The organism is Microcoleus sp. D3_18_C2 (genome assembly GCF_036702395.1).
Classification (GTDB): Bacteria; Cyanobacteriota; Cyanobacteriia; order Cyanobacteriales; family Microcoleaceae; genus Microcoleus.
The window spans coordinates 1-17,939 of record NZ_JAUBTG010000014.1 but is presented as its reverse complement, the minus strand read 5'-3'; the positions used below and the strand labels follow the sequence as shown (position 1 = coordinate 17,939).

At 45.7% G+C, this 17,939-nt stretch carries 13 protein-coding genes and 1 pseudogene; 4 read left to right on the top strand and 10 right to left on the bottom strand.

Annotated features, from left to right (window positions below):
• Positions 1–51 precede the first annotated feature (51 nt).
• Entirely contained in the window at positions 52–1,239 is a 1,188-nt protein-coding gene (locus tag QUA88_RS11540; RefSeq protein WP_333053463.1) for an aldo/keto reductase, read from the top strand.
• A 304-nt stretch (positions 1,240–1,543) separates the two neighbouring features.
• On the opposite strand, the gene QUA88_RS11535 is transcribed toward QUA88_RS11540, so the two are convergent.
• From QUA88_RS11535 to QUA88_RS11505, 7 genes are all read right to left on the bottom strand, one after another.
• The gene (locus QUA88_RS11535; protein ID WP_333053462.1) at positions 1,544–2,584 is read right to left on the bottom strand and encodes a tetratricopeptide repeat protein; all 1,041 of its coding nucleotides are present in this window, start codon (positions 2,582–2,584) and stop codon (positions 1,544–1,546) included.
• 450 nt (positions 2,585–3,034) lie between these two features.
• Positions 3,035–3,808, bottom strand: a complete 774-nt coding sequence (locus tag QUA88_RS11530) for a BMC domain-containing protein (protein WP_333053461.1) — start codon at positions 3,806–3,808, stop codon at positions 3,035–3,037.
• Positions 3,809–4,156: 348 nt separating this feature from the next.
• On the bottom strand, positions 4,157–4,855 hold the full coding sequence (locus QUA88_RS11525) for a carbon dioxide concentrating mechanism protein (RefSeq protein WP_333053460.1): 699 nt from the start codon (positions 4,853–4,855) through the stop codon (positions 4,157–4,159).
• Positions 4,856–5,144: 289 nt separating this feature from the next.
• Positions 5,145–6,782 (bottom strand): ribulose bisphosphate carboxylase small subunit, encoded by a 1,638-nt coding sequence (locus QUA88_RS11520; RefSeq protein ID WP_333053458.1) that lies wholly within the window; start codon positions 6,780–6,782, stop codon positions 5,145–5,147.
• A gap of 118 nt (positions 6,783–6,900) precedes the next feature.
• Positions 6,901–7,206, bottom strand: a complete 306-nt coding sequence (locus QUA88_RS11515; protein ID WP_006635057.1) for a EutN/CcmL family microcompartment protein — start codon at positions 7,204–7,206, stop codon at positions 6,901–6,903.
• A gap of 404 nt (positions 7,207–7,610) precedes the next feature.
• Positions 7,611–7,952: a carbon dioxide-concentrating mechanism protein CcmK gene (locus QUA88_RS11510; RefSeq protein WP_006635058.1), complete on the bottom strand. Its 342-nt coding sequence runs from the start codon at positions 7,950–7,952 to the stop codon at positions 7,611–7,613.
• A 96-nt stretch (positions 7,953–8,048) separates the two neighbouring features.
• Complete coding sequence (locus QUA88_RS11505) at positions 8,049–8,360, bottom strand: carbon dioxide-concentrating mechanism protein CcmK (protein WP_006635059.1); 312 nt, start codon at positions 8,358–8,360, stop codon at positions 8,049–8,051.
• A gap of 623 nt (positions 8,361–8,983) precedes the next feature.
• On the opposite strand from QUA88_RS11505, the gene QUA88_RS11500 reads away from it, so the two are divergent.
• Positions 8,984–10,858: an NAD(P)H-quinone oxidoreductase subunit F gene (locus QUA88_RS11500; RefSeq protein ID WP_333271770.1), complete on the top strand. Its 1,875-nt coding sequence runs from the start codon at positions 8,984–8,986 to the stop codon at positions 10,856–10,858.
• Between the two features lie 123 nt (positions 10,859–10,981).
• Here QUA88_RS11500 and QUA88_RS11495 read toward each other — a convergent pair whose 3' ends face one another.
• Positions 10,982–11,593: a Uma2 family endonuclease gene (locus tag QUA88_RS11495; RefSeq protein ID WP_333271767.1), complete on the bottom strand. Its 612-nt coding sequence runs from the start codon at positions 11,591–11,593 to the stop codon at positions 10,982–10,984.
• Between the two features lie 230 nt (positions 11,594–11,823).
• On the opposite strand from QUA88_RS11495, the gene QUA88_RS11490 reads away from it, so the two are divergent.
• Positions 11,824–13,338 (top strand): NADH-quinone oxidoreductase subunit M, encoded by a 1,515-nt coding sequence (locus QUA88_RS11490; protein WP_333271764.1) that lies wholly within the window; start codon positions 11,824–11,826, stop codon positions 13,336–13,338.
• Positions 13,339–13,650: 312 nt separating this feature from the next.
• Entirely contained in the window at positions 13,651–14,817 is a 1,167-nt protein-coding gene (locus QUA88_RS11485) for a CO2 hydration protein (RefSeq protein WP_333209389.1), read from the top strand.
• 482 nt (positions 14,818–15,299) lie between these two features.
• Here the strand turns inward: QUA88_RS11485 and QUA88_RS11480 are convergent, their stop codons facing one another.
• A complete protein-coding gene (locus tag QUA88_RS11480; RefSeq protein WP_333053453.1) occupies positions 15,300–16,019 on the bottom strand; it encodes a PHP domain-containing protein in 720 nt (239 codons plus the stop codon).
• A gap of 266 nt (positions 16,020–16,285) precedes the next feature.
• Positions 16,286–17,395: pseudogene (locus QUA88_RS11475) on the bottom strand (IS630 family transposase).
• Between the last annotated feature and the right edge of the window lie 544 nt (positions 17,396–17,939).

Below are 17,939 nucleotides of genomic sequence, written 5' to 3'. Positions count from 1 at the left end.
GAGGCGCGAGCGATCGCGTTTCTACCTTGGTCACTTTGAGGAAAATTTTCAATGAAGGAGGGCTTAAACTTAATGAATGTTAGCTTAGGAAATAATAATGCGATCGCGATCGCAGGCAGAGCTACCGCAGAAGGAACGCGGCGTTACAGGGAACGGCACAACAAAAACTGTGCAGCCGATCACTTCCGAGAAACTGGTTCGCTTGTGGCCAGCTCGATTGGAATTGGCACTTACCTTGGGGAACCAGATGAGTATACTGACACTCTGGTGGCGGAAGCTGTAGTGGAATCGGTTCGGCGGGGTGCCAACCTAATTGACTCAGCAATTAACTACCGCTACCAGTACGGAGAGCGGAGCGTAGGAAAGGCTATCCGCCGTCTCCTGGAATCGGGAGAAGCCTCAAGGGATGAACTAATTATCTGTACGAAAGGCGGCGTTGTTCCCCATCCAACTCCCAACCATGTAGAGTGGTTTTATCAGCAGTACGTCGAGCCAAACAACTCTACTATCAGCATGGCAGATTTGGCCCAGGAGCGTTACTGCATCCACCCAGAATACATTCAAGATCAGCTTAATTGGAGCCTCGCCAACCTCGGCATTGAGACAATCGATGTCTACTATCTTCACAATCCAGAAAAGCTACTTTCTCAAGTTGAACCCGATATTTTTTACAATCGGTTGCGAGAGGTTTTTGAGGTACTTGAAGGTGCGGTTTTAGCTGGAAAAATTGCTAATTACGGTGTGGCAACTTGGAATGCTTTTCGCGTACCTCCAACTGAAAAGTACCATATCGATCTGGCGCGTGCGAAGTCCATTGCTCGCGAAGTAGCTGGGAACAAAGAGGATGGGTTTCGGTTTATCCAGCTTCCTTTGAATATGGGGATGCCGGAAGCTGTGCTAAGCCCAACTCAAACAATCAAAGGAGAACAAGTCTCAGTATTGGAAGCTGCCGATCGCTTAGGCATTTGGGCGATCGCCAGTAGGTCGATCTGTGAAGCGCAGGTTATCGGTCAGATCCCAGAAAAGATTGCTTCTGCCTTTGGCGAAAGCTTGCGGACAGACTGCCAGCGGGCGCTCCAATATACCCGCAGCGCCCCTGGCCTCCTGAGTGCCCTTGTAGGGATGAAAGCGCCAAAACATATAGAAGAGAACCTAGCCCTTGCTGCTGTCGGGCGGCTTGGGAGAGCAAGGTTTCAGGAACTTACTGATTCAATTGTTCAAGTGTTAAACGGAAATTGAAGTTGCCCTTGCCGGAGAACGGCTGAACTTAAAATCTTCAATGGCATTATGGAATAGTTTCAGTTAATGTTTATGGTTCTTCCATACTTAGTGTGGGAGCATCTCAATGAAAGCAGGCCTCCGCTAGAAATTGGAGTTTTGAGGCAGGAGGCAGGAGGCAGGAGGGAAGAGGGAAGAGGAAGAAGGAAGGAGCCAGAAGAAGTGTTTTTACAAATATGAGATGCTCCCGATCGTGTGCTAAAATGAGATATTATTGTAACATTTTAGCCGACTAAGTACGCAAGCTCCCTGATTACTGAATAAATCAATCATTAATAAATTCACCTTCACAGATAATCGAGTCTCTGTTCTCCAAATCTTCTTGATTCCAGACCGCGTTTAATGCTGCAGAACTTAAGGAAGTTGACATCGTATTTAATGTTGTGTTGTAGTATTCCGCAGCATTATTAAGTTCCACCTGCGGCGCTTCCTTGAAGTATGAATTAATATCAGGCGTGCACCGCTGGGCTTGGTAGTATACATAAGCTTCAGCATTAATGCACATTACGTGGTAAAAATCCTTATTTGCTGCCGCAACATCTCCAAGTTTATACAGCGCTAAACCCCGGTTGAGATAAGCTTTAACATAGTTCGGATCGAGTTCTACTGCTTGGTCAAAGTCTTCAATTGCAAGCTGCATTTGTTTTAATTTATAGCGAACGCAACCTCTGTTATAATAGGCATAAACATTTTGTGGATCGATGGCGAGTGCAATGTTGTAATCGGCCATCGCCTGCGTATTGTCTCCTAGTTGGTGGTAACAGAGACCTCGATTTATGTAAGCTTTGATATATTTAGGATTCAACCGCAGCGTTTCGTTAAAGTTTTCCGTTGCTGCCTCTTTTTCTCCCAAAAGGTAGTAAGCGCGCCCCCGGTTGTAATAGGTTTTATAATTGTTGGAATTGATAGAGAGAGCTCGATTGTAGTCTTCTATTGCTTCTTCGTAGTTTCCTAAATTAGCAAGTACCAGTCCCCGGTTGTTGTAGATAGCGTGGCTGTTAGGCTTATTTGCTAAAGCACAGTTTAAATCTTCAATGGCTTTGTCGTGTTCTCCGAGATGACGCCAAGCATTGCCTCGATTCAGGTAAGCCTCGAAGAAATTAGGATTGATATCTAGGGCTTGGCTGAGGTCTGCGATCGCTTTTTGGTAGTCTTTCATGTAATAATACACCAAGCCGCGATTGTTATAGGCTTTGGCATCGGCGGGATTGAGTTGCAGTATGCGATCGAAATCGTCGATCGCCGCTTCATAGTTTCCTTTCTTGGCGCTGTGCAAACCGCGCTTGTAAAATTGTTTGAGGTTCATAGGTCAACTTTCAGGAGTGCTTGATTCTGGGGGTTGATTCCTGTGCTGTCAGTTTTGAGTTCGACAGCCGTTAATCTGTTGAAAGAGCATCCACCTGCGGTCAGAGTAACTCTTGAATGATTCCGGGCAATCTACCGTAAACAGGATTTTTGGTTTATTTTAACAGTAGTTAAATCATGTGGAAAGGCTTTGCACGTCGGCTGGATTTACTTATTAGTCAGTTCGATTGTTTACTCGATCGACTTGCTCTCAAAAGTCTAGTTTTACTTGGTGCTCGGTGTCTCTTGATGCAGCGACGATCGGCTAGATCGGCAAATTAAGTTTGAGACCGCTACTCAGTATAAATTGTTGCCAGCAGTCCTACCGAGTAAACTCTCTATTTTTTTGACAAATTTCGTCTCAGTATTTGCGACAGTACGTCTCTACAAACTTTTGTTGCCTAATTACCAATTACCGATTGATTTCCTCTTCCACATAAACTCTCAATTTCTCCAAATCTGGAAGTTCGATCAATTCTTGTTCCTTTTCCTTAACCGACATGGGCATCATCACAGGTTTACGCTGCTCGATCCAGCAACTCGCCAGCGGTAAAGTTTGTTCCAAATCTTCCAAAGGCCTCGGAATTACCATCACCGCGTTCAACTCGCCAATTCGCTCAGCTTCGTACATCCCGGCTTCTACGGCTACTGCTACATCTGCAACTGCACCGCGAATAATTGCCGTACACAAGCCGGCGCCTATTTTCTCGTAAGCTGCCAAGTGTACGTCTGCAGATTTGAGCATAGCATCGCAAGCACCGACCATTGCCGGAAATCCGCGGGTTTCGAGCAAACCGATCGCCTGATTGCTAAGCCGAGAATAACTGCCTTTTTCCGAAAGTTCAGTCAGCCGAAAGCCGATCGGCAAAACCACTTCCAAATTAGCCAAAGGTCTAGGAATCACTAACTTAGAAACAAACTGCCCGAACTGTTCGGCAGTTTGAGCTCCAGCTTCCACAGCCAAACGCACATCCGAAATTCTGCCCCGGACGATCGCGGTACAGTGACCGGAACCAATTTTTTCGTATCCTACTAAAATCACTCCTGCCGACTTGAGCATCATGTCAGCAGTCCCGACAATTGCCGGAAAACTCTTGGTCGATACCAAACCCAAAGCAGTGTCTTTGAAGTATTCCTGGCGCTGCGATCGCTCTTGGTGACTGTTACGATCTGTTTGTCCGTCCATCTTCTATTACCCTTAGAAACTTCCCAAAATAAAAATTTGTTGATAGTTTATAGTTTCTCAGATGAGAAGACAGACTGCACGAGCTACAAGACACTGATTGCTGCTGCAAGGTCTGACAAATTGCTGAGCTACCAATAATATGAGATTACCTATTTATATTTGATCTTTCTGCCTTTAGCATAGCTGGCTTTTGCCGAAATGACCGAAAGCATCGAGGATACCCGCCACGTGATTCATCCGTCCAGAAATAAAAAACCTGTATCCCATAAAGGAACCCCGAATTTATCTCGCGCAAGTCAATGCTTCAATCTCAAATCTAAAATCGAAAATCGCGCAATCGATTGACGGCTACCCGGAACCGCCCGATAGAGTTTGGCCGTTTTCCTCCGATCGATTAAAAGCTTGCCGGTGCGGAAACAGCGTCCCCAACAGCCGATTGATGTGAGCTTGGCCATATAGAATAGTTGGCGTTTCCCCTGGTTGGGGCGGCTCTGCGGTGGTGGGTTCCGGTGGCTCTGGGGCAGTCTCCGGCGCAGTTTGAGGCGGTGTTTGGGCGGGTTGTGGCGGCTCGATCGGCTCGAAAGGCTCGATCGGTCGATCGACTGGTGGCGTAGTGGCTTCGGGGGGTTCTGGTGCTGTTGGCGCTGCTGTTGGCGCTGCTGTTGGCGCTGCTGCTGTTGCTTCTGCGGCGACTTGGCGGCTGGTATCTCCCATTAGAGAACCTGCTGGCATAATTTGCATTTTGTCGATACAAGGATTGATTAGGGTCGTCGCGGCGCCAATACAGGCATTTTCCCCGATCGTTCCCGCACCTACCACCAGCACCCCTGCACCCAGAATTACGCCCGCCGCGATTTCCAGAGTACCTTCACGGGCGTGAAGGATAACTCCCATACCGATACAGGCACCGGCGGCGATCGAGATCCGGCTTCCGGGCTCTGCTTGCAGGATTGCTCCAGGGGCGATCGCCGCACCCTCATTCACAACTACATCGCCACTCATCAAAATCTGAGAGTTGCTACTTAATTGCAGTGGCGATAAATACATTCGACTTCACCATGAAAGGAGCTATTTTTTTCGATAAAACGACTTTAAATTATGGGTTTTCTCGACTGATAAATTTAACCATGTCAATCTAAGAAACGATAATTTACTAATACTGAGAAGCTTGATGATTTAACGTTTTATAGAAACTTTCCGAAGATTCTAGATTTTGACCAACATTTCTCATTCGAGCTTTTTAACTATCTCAAATCCAACTTAAATCCGCTGGGGTTTCTCCCGTTGGCCCCAACGCGAGGGCTTAACGGGAGAAACAAGCTAATTACCTAGCAAATTAAGGACGCTGGATAATTTCTTCGAGTACCCGGCGCTTCGCCTTGGAGTCGATGCCCAGCAAGCGGACGTACTCGCCGCTGTGTTCTTTGAGACAGCTTTCGAGGGCAGAAATCACTTCGGATTCGCGGTTGGATGCGATCGGGGCGCAACTGCTCCAAGAACCGGTGCGGAAACGGCGCGCGTCGGCGTGTTCCGTGCCAATTTTGTAGCCTTGGGAAAGCAGGTTGCGGATTTGGTCGATCGTCTTGCCGGTCAAACTGCCGCTGCTGGCCGAACCAGTCGAAGCTGCTTTGTATCCCGATGTTGCTGCAGGCTTAGCCGATTGAGCAACTGGGCCGTCGGGACGCTGAATAATTTCTTCAACCACGCGTCGCTTAGCTTTCGGGTCAATCCCGATCAAGCGCACGTACTCACCGGGGTACTCGTTCATCACAGCTTCCAAAGCGGCGATCGCCTCAGATTCGTTTCTGACTTGCAGCGAAGCCCCGCTTTGCCAAGAACTGGTGCGGAAGCGGCGCGCGTCGGCGTGTTCCGTGCCAATTTTGTAGCCTTGAGCTAGCAAGCCCCGAACCTGAGTCACTGTTTCGGCACTCAATTTTCCGCTTGACACGGAACCGCTATTGTGGTATGAAGCTTGTTGTGCAACTTTACCGTTAGATTGGTGAGTTTTCGCACCGTTAGAACCGTTAGAGCCGTTGTCTCCCGGTCTTTGGACGATTTCTTCTAGTACGCGGCGCTTGGCTTTGGTGTCAATCCCGATCAAGCGGACGTATTCTCCTTGGTGTTCGGCCATGCAAGCTGACAAAGCCGCGATCACTTCAGAGTCACGGGTTGAGGAAATCGGGCCGCAAGTACGCCAAGAACCGGTACGGAAGCGGCGTGCGTCGGCGTGTTCGGCTCCCACGCTGTATCCTTGAGCTAGTAAATTACGGATGCTATCGGCAAGAGTTGAACTCAATTGGGTGCCGGCATGGGTAGAATATTTGGTTTGAGTCATATTTGGGTTTTTAGTTTGCTCGTTGCGAATTGGTGCTAGACAGGCGATGTTCTCAGCGCAGCGATAACCCGTTCTCAGAGCGTCATTGATGCCGATGACATGGGTCGCAAATTGAATGTCAGAATCTTGAACGTCAGGCAAGCGATCGGCTTGCTTCTGATTAGTGATGATGGCTCCCGAAGGTACGTACTTACCGGGGGGAATCTCCACATCTTTAATTAGTACGTGCATCATGACAATGCAGCCGTTGCCCACTCTGGCATTGAACACCGTGGAGCGAAAGCCGATAAAGCAGTTGTCGCCCACGTAGGCCGGGCCGTGAATTAAACTCATGTGGGTGAGGGAAGTATTTTTCCCCACCCACACAGAATAGGATTTGTCGTCGTCTCCTGTGACACGGCCTTGTTCTAGGCCGTGAATCACTACTCCGTCTTGAATGTTGCTTCCTTGTCCGATATAAAAAGGAGTGCCTTCATCGGCGCGGATAGATGTCCCGGGGGCAATCATCACATTAGAACCGATATGCACATCCCCAATAATGTTAGAAAAGGAATGTACGAAGGCGGTGTCGTGAATTTTAGGCTCAGCCAAGTTTTTCGACCAAGGCGTCGGGGGAGCCGCAACGTTGCGGACTGCCATAAATTAAGTTCTCCTAAGCTGAAAAATCTTTTTGTTAGTTGTTAGTTGTTAGTTGTTAGTTGTTAGTTGTTAGTTGTTAGTTATTTTTCCACTAACTGCTAACTGCTAACGGTTGCAACTAGCCGTACGGGTCGTCTTTTTTACTGTAAATGAGGCGGTTTTCTACATTGACAGTATCTATAATGCCTACTACTAGAGCATCGATCGGACGGTTTTCGCTTCCGGGCGCGATCCGGGCTGCGCTGCCTCGGGTTACTAAAACCCATTCATCTATACCAGCGCCCACACAGTCAGCGGCTACCTCATAGCCGGGAACTGGCGAACCTTCCTCATCGATGAATTGCAGCAGTAGAAATTTCGATCCTCTCAGTGTCGGCTCTTTTTGGGTACTGACAACTGTGCCGAGAACTTTGGCCATTTGCATTTTAGGTAATAGGTAATAGGTAATTGGTAATTGTCATTTTTTCACTTAGTCACTTGTCGTTTTTAGATTTGCTTTCTTCTGTCTGCTCTGCGTCTTTTAGAGTTTTTCGTCTAGTAACTAATGACTCGCCAGAAACGGGTAAAATTCCCCACTTAAGTGGACGAGATCGAAATTTTAGACTAAGAGTTCAAGCTCCCCAATTCAATGCGAGAGTCAATCTAAAATCTAAAATCTAAAATCTAAAATCGACGGACTCATGATTCATGACTAATAACCAATATCCCATGCCCACCTCAATTAAAAATTAAAAATGCTAAATCAAAAACATCGCGATTTTTAATTTTTAATTACCAAACGCCCCTAACAGCCGTGAAGCGAAGCTATCCCGTAGGGAATCGCCTATCTTATGATCTGTTGAGAGGGCGAATGCCACTCACGCCTTCACGGAACTGTTCTACAGCTTCGGTGTAGCGAATCGGCAGCACGTACTCTAAGTTTTCGTGAGGGCGGGCGATAATGTGGGTGGACATCACTTGTCCGCCGTTAACGCGCTTCACTGACTCTACTCCGGCTGCGACAGAAGCTTGCACTTCCGAGACATCTCCTCTTACAATGACCGTAACCCGAGCGCTACCGATTTTTTCGTAGCCTACCAAGGTGACGCGGGCTGCTTTGACCATCGCGTCAGCGGCTTCTACCACTGCGGGGAAGCCTAGGGTTTCGATCATGCCAACTGCAATTGCCATTGGTTTTACTCCTGATTGAATATTTGGGGAACTAAACAGTTAATTTTTGACGATCGCACAAATTTTTCTTTAACGAAATTTTTGTGCGCTAAGAACTTAGTAGCCTCGGAACTGTTCTACTGCTTCTGTATATCGAATCGGCAGAACGTATTCTAGGTTTTCGTGGGGGCGAGCGATGATGTGGGTAGAGACGACTTCTCCGCCGTTGACCCGCTTGACGGATTCCACTCCGGCTGCGACTGAGGCTTGGACTTCCGACACGTTGCCGCGCACAATTACGGTGACGCGGGCGCTGCCGATTTTTTCATACCCCACGAGGGTAACGCGGGCAGCTTTGACCATAGCATCGGCAGCTTCCACCACAGCGGGAAAACCTTTTGTCTCAATCATTCCCACGGCAATTGACATTTTTGAATCTCCTTTGAGGATGAGCGAAATTACCGTTACAAATCTTTGAGAAATCTAAAAATTTGGACGGGGAGGCCCACATTTTTTAGTAAGGCAGTGTAAAGCTTCCTATCCTATAAGAATAGGGGAAGCTGTCCACCTTGACAATATAAACTAACATCATAATGTTTAATAACAAAAATTAAAATTTTTTATGTTACTTAAAATAATTTCATATTTATTTAATAATCTTAATATTTAGAGGGGTAGATACCGAGAGCGAGGGGGGATTAAAGTAAGTAAGAATACTCATAAAGTAGAGTTCGGTATGCGAAGCCGGAGCCGATCGCTGGCAGGAAATTAGGGGAGTTCAAAATGGGGATCGCGGGTAAATAGCCAAAAAAGGCAGTCTTGGCCCATCGGCAGACATTTTTTTCTTTGAGTGCCTCCTCTGCTCAGCTTATAAATTAGTGTTGAGATAATTATCAGTTTTGATGCTTTCATGTATAGTTAATCTGGACTGCAAATTATTTTGCCACAACTATACGATCGGGTTTAGTCAAAGTTTTAGGGCCTCGCGCGATCGCCCGCGACTGTTTTTGTATAAAGGCAGCTCGTAATTTGAAGTTTAAGGGATAAATTAAATGACTCAATTTCTCCTCCAAGCCTGTTGGTGGGTACCTTTATATGGCTTAATAGGCGCAATTTTAACTTTGCCGTGGTCTACGGGCACCGTTCGCAGAACAGGCCCGAGACCAGCAGCTTACTTCAATTTGCTGATGACGGTGTTGGCTTTCCTGCACGGGTCAGTTATTTTTACAGCGACTTGGGATCAACCGCCCCAACAGTTGCTCGTGCACTGGGTGCAAGCAGCCGATTTAGATTTGTCTTTTGCAATAGAAATCTCCACCGTCAGCGTTGGAGCAATGGAGTTAGTGAGTGTTCTGAGTTTGCTAGCACAAATTTACGCTCTAGGCTACATGGAAAAAGACTGGGCGCTAGCTCGATTTTTTGGGCTGATGGGTTTTTTTGAAGCGGCAATTAGCGGCATTGCCATTAGCGACTCGCTGCTTCTAACTTACGCTTTGTTGGAAGTGCTGACGCTTTCAACTTACTTGCTAGTCGGGTTTTGGTACGCTCAACCGCTCGTAGTAACAGCCGCTCGTGATGCGTTTTTAACCAAGCGTGTAGGAGACGTGCCGCTGCTGATGGGAGTAGTGACGCTTTCAACTTTAGCGGGAAGTTTGAATTTTTCCGATTTGGAAACATGGGCGGAAACTGCAACTTTGTCTCCCCTAGTGGCGACTCTTTTAGGTTTAGCTTTAATCTCCGCACCTACGGCCAAGTGCGCTCAATTTCCCTTCCATTTGTGGCTCGACGAGGCGATGGAAGGGCCCAACCCGGCTTCGATTATGCGGAATACGGTAGTTGTGGGCGCTGGGGCTTATGTTTTGATTAAACTTCAGCCTGTTTTAGCGCTGTCGCCCGTGACGGGTGGGGTGCTGGTGGTTTTGGGTGCGGTGACGGCTGTTGGGGCTTCCTTGGTGGCGATCGCCCAAATCGACATCAAAAGAGCACTATCGCATTCTACCAGCGCTTCTATGGGTTTGGTGTTTATCGCTGTGGGGCTAAATCAAGTTGACATTGCTTTGCTGTTGCTGTTCGCCCACTCGATCGCGAAGGGCCTATTATTCATGAGCGTAGGGTCAATTATTACCACAACTAACACTCAAGATTTAACAGAAATGGGTGGGTTGTGGTCGAAGATGCCTGCCACGACTACGGCTTATTTAGTAGGCGCTGCGGGGATGGTAGCGTTGTTGCCTTTGGGCAACTTTTGGGCGATGCGACGCTGGCTCAACGGTTTTTGGACTGTGCCTTTGTGGCTGGTAATAGTGCTGCTTGTAGTTAACGGTTTGACAGCGCTAAATTTAACTCGCATATTCGGTTTAGTGTTTGCTGGAAAACCGCAGCCGAAAACTCGCAGAGCTCCCGAAGTTGGTTGGCAGATGGCTTTGCCGATGGTAATTTTGACGGTGATGGGGCTGTTGGTGCCTTGGATGTTGCAGCGGTGGCAACTGTTAATTAGTTGGACTGGGCCTTGGGCGGAAACGGGAGATTTTGATGCTTTAAATTTGCTTTTGAAGACGCTGGATACGCCGCTGTTGTTGTTATCTGGGTTGATTGGCGTTGCGGTTGGGGTGGCGATTTATTGGTACGGGGTATTACCTCGACCGGTACGGCTGCCGGTGCCGGCGGTGCAGGATTTGTTCGCTTACGATTTTTATATCGATCGAGTTTACCGCTTGACTGTCGTTTGGGCTGTGGCTTTTATTTCTAAAATCAGCGCTTGGACTGATAGGTATGTGGTGGATGGGGCGGTGAATTTGTTCGGTTTTGCCACAATTTTCAGCGGTGAAGGGTTGAAGTACAGTGGCACCGGTCAGTCGCAGTTTTATGTGTTGACTATTGTGGGGGGGGTTGCGGTGTTGCTGGGGTTGATTATTTGGCAGTTTTAAACAGCAGAGGTTGGCAGATGAATTTTTCGGGTTTGTCTGCTTTTTGTCTGATGTTATTTAATTTTAAACCGCAGATGAACGCAGATGATTTTATTCTGGGTTTGTCTGCTTTTTTATCTACTTTTATTCAAACTCGATCGGCCACAATTCGGTCACTGGAACTTCCCAACCGGGCAAAAGTTCGGGAATTGAAATCATGTCTCCGTCTCTCAATACCACTGGCTGGGCTGTCGGACTGTAAATTGTTACTGTGCGCTTGTCTGGGTCGATTAATATTCCTAGTTTTGCTCCGAGTTCGATAAAAGATAAAATTTTTTCTTGCAGGGGTTTTAGGCGATCGGACTGAGATTTTATTTCTACAACTAAGTCGGGAACGAGTGCGGCAAAATACCTTTTACTTTGCTTGAGGCGATCGGCTACCACAAACGAAACATCGGGAGCTCTCAGATCGGAATTGGGGAGGATAAACCCGCCGCTAGATTCAAATACCCGTCCGAGTTTGCGGGGTTTGACCCAGTTTAGTAAAACTCTGCCAAACTCTGCCCCAATTTCGCTCGATACAATGTCTGATGGGCCCATAACGATAATCTTCCCGTCTACCAGTTCTAATTGGTAGTCTAGATGTGCTTCCGAGAGTATACTTTGCAGTTGTTCCAAGTCGGCAACGGTGAGGCGGGTGGAAGGAGAACCAGATTTAATTTGCAAATCTTCTCGATCTGTAAGAGTTGAGGTCATAGGAGGATTCCAGAGACATTTGAATCTATGTTAACAAGAAAATCAGCCGATAGCTTTTTTATTCAGTTGCTTTGCGTTAATGTTAAATATATAGCAATCCTTGCAGGAGTCGTAATTTTTTTACCCCACCCCAACCCTCCCCGATGCCTTGGGGAGGGAGTAAGAAATTCACAAATGATTTAGGATTGCTATAGCTCTAAATACTGTGTAACAAAGGAAAGTTTTAATTGATGCTCAGTGCTTTAATCTGGATACCAATGTTGGCCGCTGCCCTGATTGGGCTCTGGCCTGGTTCAGTGAGTTCTAAAATAGTTCGGAATGTCGCGATCGCCATTGCGGGTATAACTTTTATTCTCTCGGTGATTTTGGCAGTTCAGTTTGATGCCAGTACCAGTCAGTTGCAGTTTGCGGAATTCATTCCTTGGATAGATGTTTTGGGATTGAATTACAATCTCGGTGTTGATGGTTTGGCTCTGCCTTTGGTAATTTTAAATACTCTGCTGACAGGAATAGCTATTTACGCTACGGATGAGTCGATCCGCAGACCTCGACTTTATTATTCTTTGATTTTGTTAATTACCGGCGGCGTAACAGGGGCTTTTTTATCTCAAAATTTGCTGCTGTTTTTCCTGTTTTTTGAGGTAGAATTGATTCCGCTTTACCTGTTAATTGCGATTTGGGGAGGCGAGCGCCGGGGTTATGCTGCTACTAAGTTTTTAATCTATACTGCATTTTCGGGAATTGTGCTCCTGGCTGCTTTCTTGGGTACTGGTTGGCTTAGCGGTGCTTCGAGTTTCGATATGGTTGGTGCAGCGGGCGCATCGCATTTACAAGGAGGATTGCCATTGCCTTTGGTAAGGCAAATTGTTTTGCTGGCAGGGGTGTTGCTGGCTTTTGGAATTAAGATGCCTTTGGTGCCTTTTCATACTTGGCTGCCGGATGCTCACGTAGAAGCTTCGACGCCGGTTTCGGTGCTGCTGGCGGGGGTGCTTTTGAAGCTGGGAACTTATGGGATGCTGCGTTTTGGTTTGGGTTTGTTTCCAGATGCGTGGGCGGTGGCGGCACCTTGGTTGGCGAGTTGGGCGGTGGTAAGCGTGCTTTACGGGGCGAGTTGCGCGATCGCCCAAAAAGATATGAAAAAAATTGTAGCTTACAGTTCGATCGCTCACATGGGCTACATTTTGTTAGCTAGCGCCGCAGCTACTCCGATTAGTATGCTGGGAACAGTTTTGCAAATGGTTAGCCACGGTTTAATTTCAGGGCTGCTATTTTTGAGTGTCGGCGTTATTTACAAAAAATCCGGCACCCGCAACATCGATGTGCTCAAAGGTTTGTTCAATCCCGATCGCGGTTTGCCGATGATTGGCAGTTTAATGATCCTCGGCGTGATGGCTAGTGCCGGCATTCCTGGTTTGGCTGGATTTATTGCTGAATTTTTGATATTTCGGGGCAGTTTGCCAGTGTTTCCCCTGCAAACTTTGCTCTGCATGATTGGCACTGGTTTAACTTCAGTTTACTTTTTAATTATGGTCAACCGCGCCTTTTTCGGCCGCCTTTCTGATGTGGTGGTAAATTTGCCGCAAGTCCGCTGGGACGATCGCATTCCTTCGCTGGTTTTAGCAATAATTATTGCCATCATGGGAGTGCAGCCGGGAGTTTTAGTTGCTTTGAGCGAAAAAACTGCGATCGGAATGGTTGCTAATGTGCCACCCCAAGTTAAAGTGATTGCTCAAAACTTGAAATAAAATATGACCTAAGTTTGTAGCATCTGACATCTTGCAGCAATATCAATAAGAGGATTTTTCGTGGGGTCGGGCGGGCTTATATAACCTATTTGCAAGCTTTAAGGCTGTTGGCGAACCCGCCCCTAGGGCTAATTGAGAATGGTGCAAGATATCAGTAGCATCGGACTTTAGTCCTATGGCAGTTTTCAATCCCATAAAATACAGCAGACTGCTGTAGGGACACGGCACTGCCGTGTCCCTACCTATTCCATTCATCAGTGTATCCGTGTTCAAATCCGTGTCGTGCCTTCCTTCAATTAAGGTTAAATAAAAATGACAAGTACCGTATTAAAACCATCTTCCCATCCCCTATCCGCATACATTGACATCTTGGAATCAGGCAAAGCTTTACTGCCTGAATCTACGGAAAATGTAGTTGAAGTTGTCGGCGTACTGAAAAGTTATGCTATTGTTTTAGATGCCTATTCTCGCAATCTCAACTATATTGCAGAAGAACAGTTTTTAGTGCTTTTTCCGTTTTTTAAATATTTCAACGGAGATGTGACTCTGCCGAAATTAATTCGCTATTTGTGGCACGATCGCATAAATTTTGAGTATGCTGAGTATTGCATGAGAACAATGCTTTGGCACGGCGGCGGCGGTTTGGACAGTTATTTGGATTCCCCGGAATTTAGCAGTTTGGTCGAAAAGGCGATCGCTGCTAAATTGAAAGGCAATTTTTTCATGCAGGGACTAAACAAAACCTTTCCTAATTTTTTGCCGGAACAAGTGCGGATGCTGGCTTACTACACCGGTCTCGGTCAGTTTTGGCGGGTAATGAGCGATTTGTTTATGGACTTATCTGATTCCTACGATCGAGGGGAAACTAAGTCTATTTCTGATGTAGTTGATTTTGTCAAAGCCGGTTTAGTCGCCGCCGCCAGCCTACCGATTACCTACAGCGTCAAGATTCACAGTCAAGTCTACGATATCATTCCGGCCTCGGCTAACTTGACATTTTTACCAGATGTAGCGGTGCCTTATGTAGAGGCTGTTTTCTTTCGGGGCACAGCTTTTTTTGGCACAGTTTCCTACAACGCTCAAGCCCATCAAATCCCGGAAAAACAAAAAGATTTTGCCTACGGGGCTTTGTTTGCTGATCCATTACCTATTGGAGGTGCAGGGATTCCGCCAACTCAATTGATGCAAGATATGCGGCATTATTTGCCGGAGTATTTGCACGCAGTTTATCGCACTAGCTGTCGGGGTGAAGATGATCTGCGGGTGCAAATTTGCCAAAGTTTTCAGAAGTCGATGTTTTGCGTGACGACGGCGACTATTTTTGGTTTAGCACCTCATCCCATGAATACCTCCGATCCAGAGGAAAAAAAGGCTAATCGCGCTTATTTGGAAGGTTGGATGGATCGATTTGGAAATTCTCGCTTGGAGTGGGCAAATCAGCCAACGAACAGGGCCTGTCAGTTGTTCCCCGAACGGTAGAAGGGCGACTGGTTTTTAGGGCGCAATGTCTCTCGGAGTTGCAAGAATATTACCTGAAGAAAGCAATTGCTTACTTTTGGATACCGAAAGCTCATTCTGGCGATCGCAATTATCTCACGTCCCGTAAAATAGCCGTTATCAGGCAAGTAGTAAAAACTTCAGTCCACAGACTTTTATGAGGACTGAAGTCCTCACTACCAAACAATTTTATAGTCATTTTAGCGCACCTAATATGACAATCAAGCATCCAGGATACCCGCCACGTGATTCATCCGTCCAGAAATAAAAAACCTGTATCAAATGAAACTTGCCGAACGTATTTATCCGTGCAGTCAATCTAAAATCTAAAATCTAAAATCTAAAATCGATTGACCTGATCAACTGTTTGTTTTCGGCTCATGGTGATTGCTTTCATAAGAGATATATCCGCTAACGCTTAGACTGGCAAGGACAGGATAAAGCACTTCTTATTTCCGAACTATTTAGATTCGGACTAAAAGACTCAGGCCGTGAGAGTCCGTGCCACAAGTTCCCAGCAAACCATAAGTTTCTGCTAAATCTTTGACTAAAGCAGTTTGTTTGGGGCTTGGTTTCCAAGGATTTGGATTACCGTAAGCATAGTAAATTTCTACACCGTCAATGCCGAAACGAGCTGCTTCTGGGATTAGTTGATCGGCAGTCGATCGATACCGGCAAGGATGTGCTAGAACTGCTAAACCTCCTGCTTCATGAATAGCTTCAATTACCCTGGCTGCTGAATAACAATAGGTGCCTTCTGTACTTTTACCTCGCAAGTAAGGTTTGAGACTGGGATTTTGCGGATCGAAGGCGTAACAGAGAATGTGTACCTCATTGTTGAGCAATTCGGCATTAATTTCAGCGCCTGTCCAGAGACTAGGTGCTTCACTATTTTTGTCAGGATGGTTTAATTTCCAATTATCCAGCCAAATTTGAGCTTTAACGTAGCCTTCGGTGCTGTGGTGGTCGGTGATAGCTAAGCCCTTGAGACCGCGGGCTATGGCTTGTTCCATCAATTTCTCTGGCTGCAATCGCCCGTCAGAGTAGACTGTGTGCATATGAAAATTATAGGAACCCGGACAGCTATCGGCATCAATTGTCTGGAAGACTTGTTTGAGTGCTGAGATATTCTGGGCTTCTGGTTTGAGACTAGAAGCGGGGGACGTAGCGAAATTGACAGCCATAAGCGTTATTATAGAAAAAACTAGCTTTGTTTAATATATCTAATAAATTCATATGTTGCACCTGTGGCAATAGTCGGCTGTAGGATTGAAACATCTGGCTGATTGTGGCGTTCGGCACAAGATATCAATTCACTCGCACATCTTGCACAATTCTCTATCCAGCATTTTATCGTCGGGTGGGGGCGGGTTTATGAGATTATTGATTTTAGGCAATTTATAGTTGGTAAAACTCGCCTCTACAGGTTTGGGGAAAATGCCAGCAGATATCAATTACTCCCACAATATTGCATCATTCTTAACAACAAGCTTTCCGGCCTCTTCCACAAAGAGTAAATTTTCTTGTAGGGAGTAGGGTTGGGCACTCTTAGCCCGCCCTCATTTAAAAGTTTATGTAACAGTGATTCTAGTTTTTCAATTCAAATAATCTATTAGCAACATATTCCTTGGCGGAATGCCATACTAATTCAACTACGTTATAGTCCGGGCTATATTTTGGCAAAAACTCTATGATTAGATTCGGCATTTATGACGCTATTTTCTGCAAAGTCTCTGCTTTTATATGAAAACTAGCGTTGTCCAAAAATCTCACAAACTTACAGCCTTTATCTTGAAAGTCTTCCGCTAAATTTACTTGCAATATCCACTCGGCTTTTAAATCTTCATAAAATTTTTTCAGCACTGCATAAAAATTAGCATAATTCCCAGATGGAATAAAATATACCCGTTTTTTTTATCTTAATATCTTACTCCACCCATAACATTAATACGACTTTTTCGTCGCTCTCCTATGAATGTTACTTCGAGTTACTTTTATACACCAGTTCTTCCTTCTAATCACCCTTAAACTAAATGCACTATCGTTCTAAAACCATACCTGCAAAAGGTTTGGATATTACTTTTCTATTTTTAAATACTCCGCTAATTTATTTTTAAATCAACCCCCTTTATACCGTATATTGCTTAGACTCTAAGCTAGATTTAGCCGAAAAGAAAACATACTTTTTTGAGTTTAAAATCCTCCTAAATTGGGTACTACTCAGCTCTATTCCTGTCTGCTCTCCTAGATGTATTGCAAGTCTAGCTGTTGTCCATATTCCGAACTCATAACCATATTTCTCAGGCTCTATTTCAACTGTTTCTAAAAGTAAATCAATGTATTTTTATGTGGCTTTTCGGTAATTACCCTTCATCCTATTATCTTTAAAACTGTCTAAATTATCAGGATGACCATGAATGCGACCGTAGGCAACTTTTATGAGAGAACATCCAATTAGTTCAGCAGTCTGAGCTTGTGTATTTCCGTTGTTTAGTAATAAAAATATTAACGCTCTTTGTCGAATGTCTGGATGCTCATGGTCTTTTAATGCTTGTTGCAGAGTTTACTTTGTCTCGGAACTGAGAAAGTTTTTAGCAGGCATTCACTTTTTCTGAATATCATTATGTTATATTATACCAATATGCGTTTTAAATGCACAACAGCTTAGACACTTCTGTTGAGCTGTGATTGTGCCACCATTATAAACGCTGAAATCATCTGAGCTTAAGACCCCAGCAAATTCTGTACCCAGCATGGTTTCTAGTTCCACACGTCACAAAAGTATCCGCGGAATGGAATAAACAGAATCCCTCTCCACTAGCCGTCCATAGCCCTTCTTTAACCCCCATCAAACACTCTTAGCGTTTCATCTACATGAACATTTGATTGCACGCCCATTTCCACAGTGCATTTATAGCTGGCTTTACCGCTGCTGCTACTCGTTGATTGGTCTTTTGGAGTGTTCCTACTCCCACTTCTATCGTGTGATGGAGGAATCGAAGAAGCCTGACTGGTGGTTCGACTTTTGGGAGCGTGTCACTTTTGCAATGAGTATAAATACCCAAAAATACTAGGGCAGAGGTTTTGAGCTATTTTTGGGCAAA

Bases quoted from the DNA above. Each gene is read 5' to 3' on its own strand.
- QUA88_RS11540 (WP_333053463.1), top strand. From the start codon at position 52: ATGAAGGAGGGCTTAAACTTAATGAATGTTAGCTTAGGAAATAATAAT.
- QUA88_RS11535 (WP_333053462.1), bottom strand. From the start codon at position 2,584: ATGAACCTCAAACAATTTTACAAGCGCGGTTTGCACAGCGCCAAGAAA.
- QUA88_RS11530 (WP_333053461.1), bottom strand. From the start codon at position 3,808: ATGGACGGACAAACAGATCGTAACAGTCACCAAGAGCGATCGCAGCGC.
- QUA88_RS11525 (WP_333053460.1), bottom strand. From the start codon at position 4,855: ATGTATTTATCGCCACTGCAATTAAGTAGCAACTCTCAGATTTTGATG.
- QUA88_RS11520 (WP_333053458.1), bottom strand. From the start codon at position 6,782: ATGGCAGTCCGCAACGTTGCGGCTCCCCCGACGCCTTGGTCGAAAAAC.
- QUA88_RS11515 (WP_006635057.1), bottom strand. From the start codon at position 7,206: ATGCAAATGGCCAAAGTTCTCGGCACAGTTGTCAGTACCCAAAAAGAG.
- QUA88_RS11510 (WP_006635058.1), bottom strand. From the start codon at position 7,952: ATGGCAATTGCAGTTGGCATGATCGAAACCCTAGGCTTCCCCGCAGTG.
- QUA88_RS11505 (WP_006635059.1), bottom strand. From the start codon at position 8,360: ATGTCAATTGCCGTGGGAATGATTGAGACAAAAGGTTTTCCCGCTGTG.
- QUA88_RS11500 (WP_333271770.1), top strand. From the start codon at position 8,984: ATGACTCAATTTCTCCTCCAAGCCTGTTGGTGGGTACCTTTATATGGC.
- QUA88_RS11495 (WP_333271767.1), bottom strand. From the start codon at position 11,593: ATGACCTCAACTCTTACAGATCGAGAAGATTTGCAAATTAAATCTGGT.
- QUA88_RS11490 (WP_333271764.1), top strand. From the start codon at position 11,824: ATGCTCAGTGCTTTAATCTGGATACCAATGTTGGCCGCTGCCCTGATT.
- QUA88_RS11485 (WP_333209389.1), top strand. From the start codon at position 13,651: ATGACAAGTACCGTATTAAAACCATCTTCCCATCCCCTATCCGCATAC.
- QUA88_RS11480 (WP_333053453.1), bottom strand. From the start codon at position 16,019: ATGGCTGTCAATTTCGCTACGTCCCCCGCTTCTAGTCTCAAACCAGAA.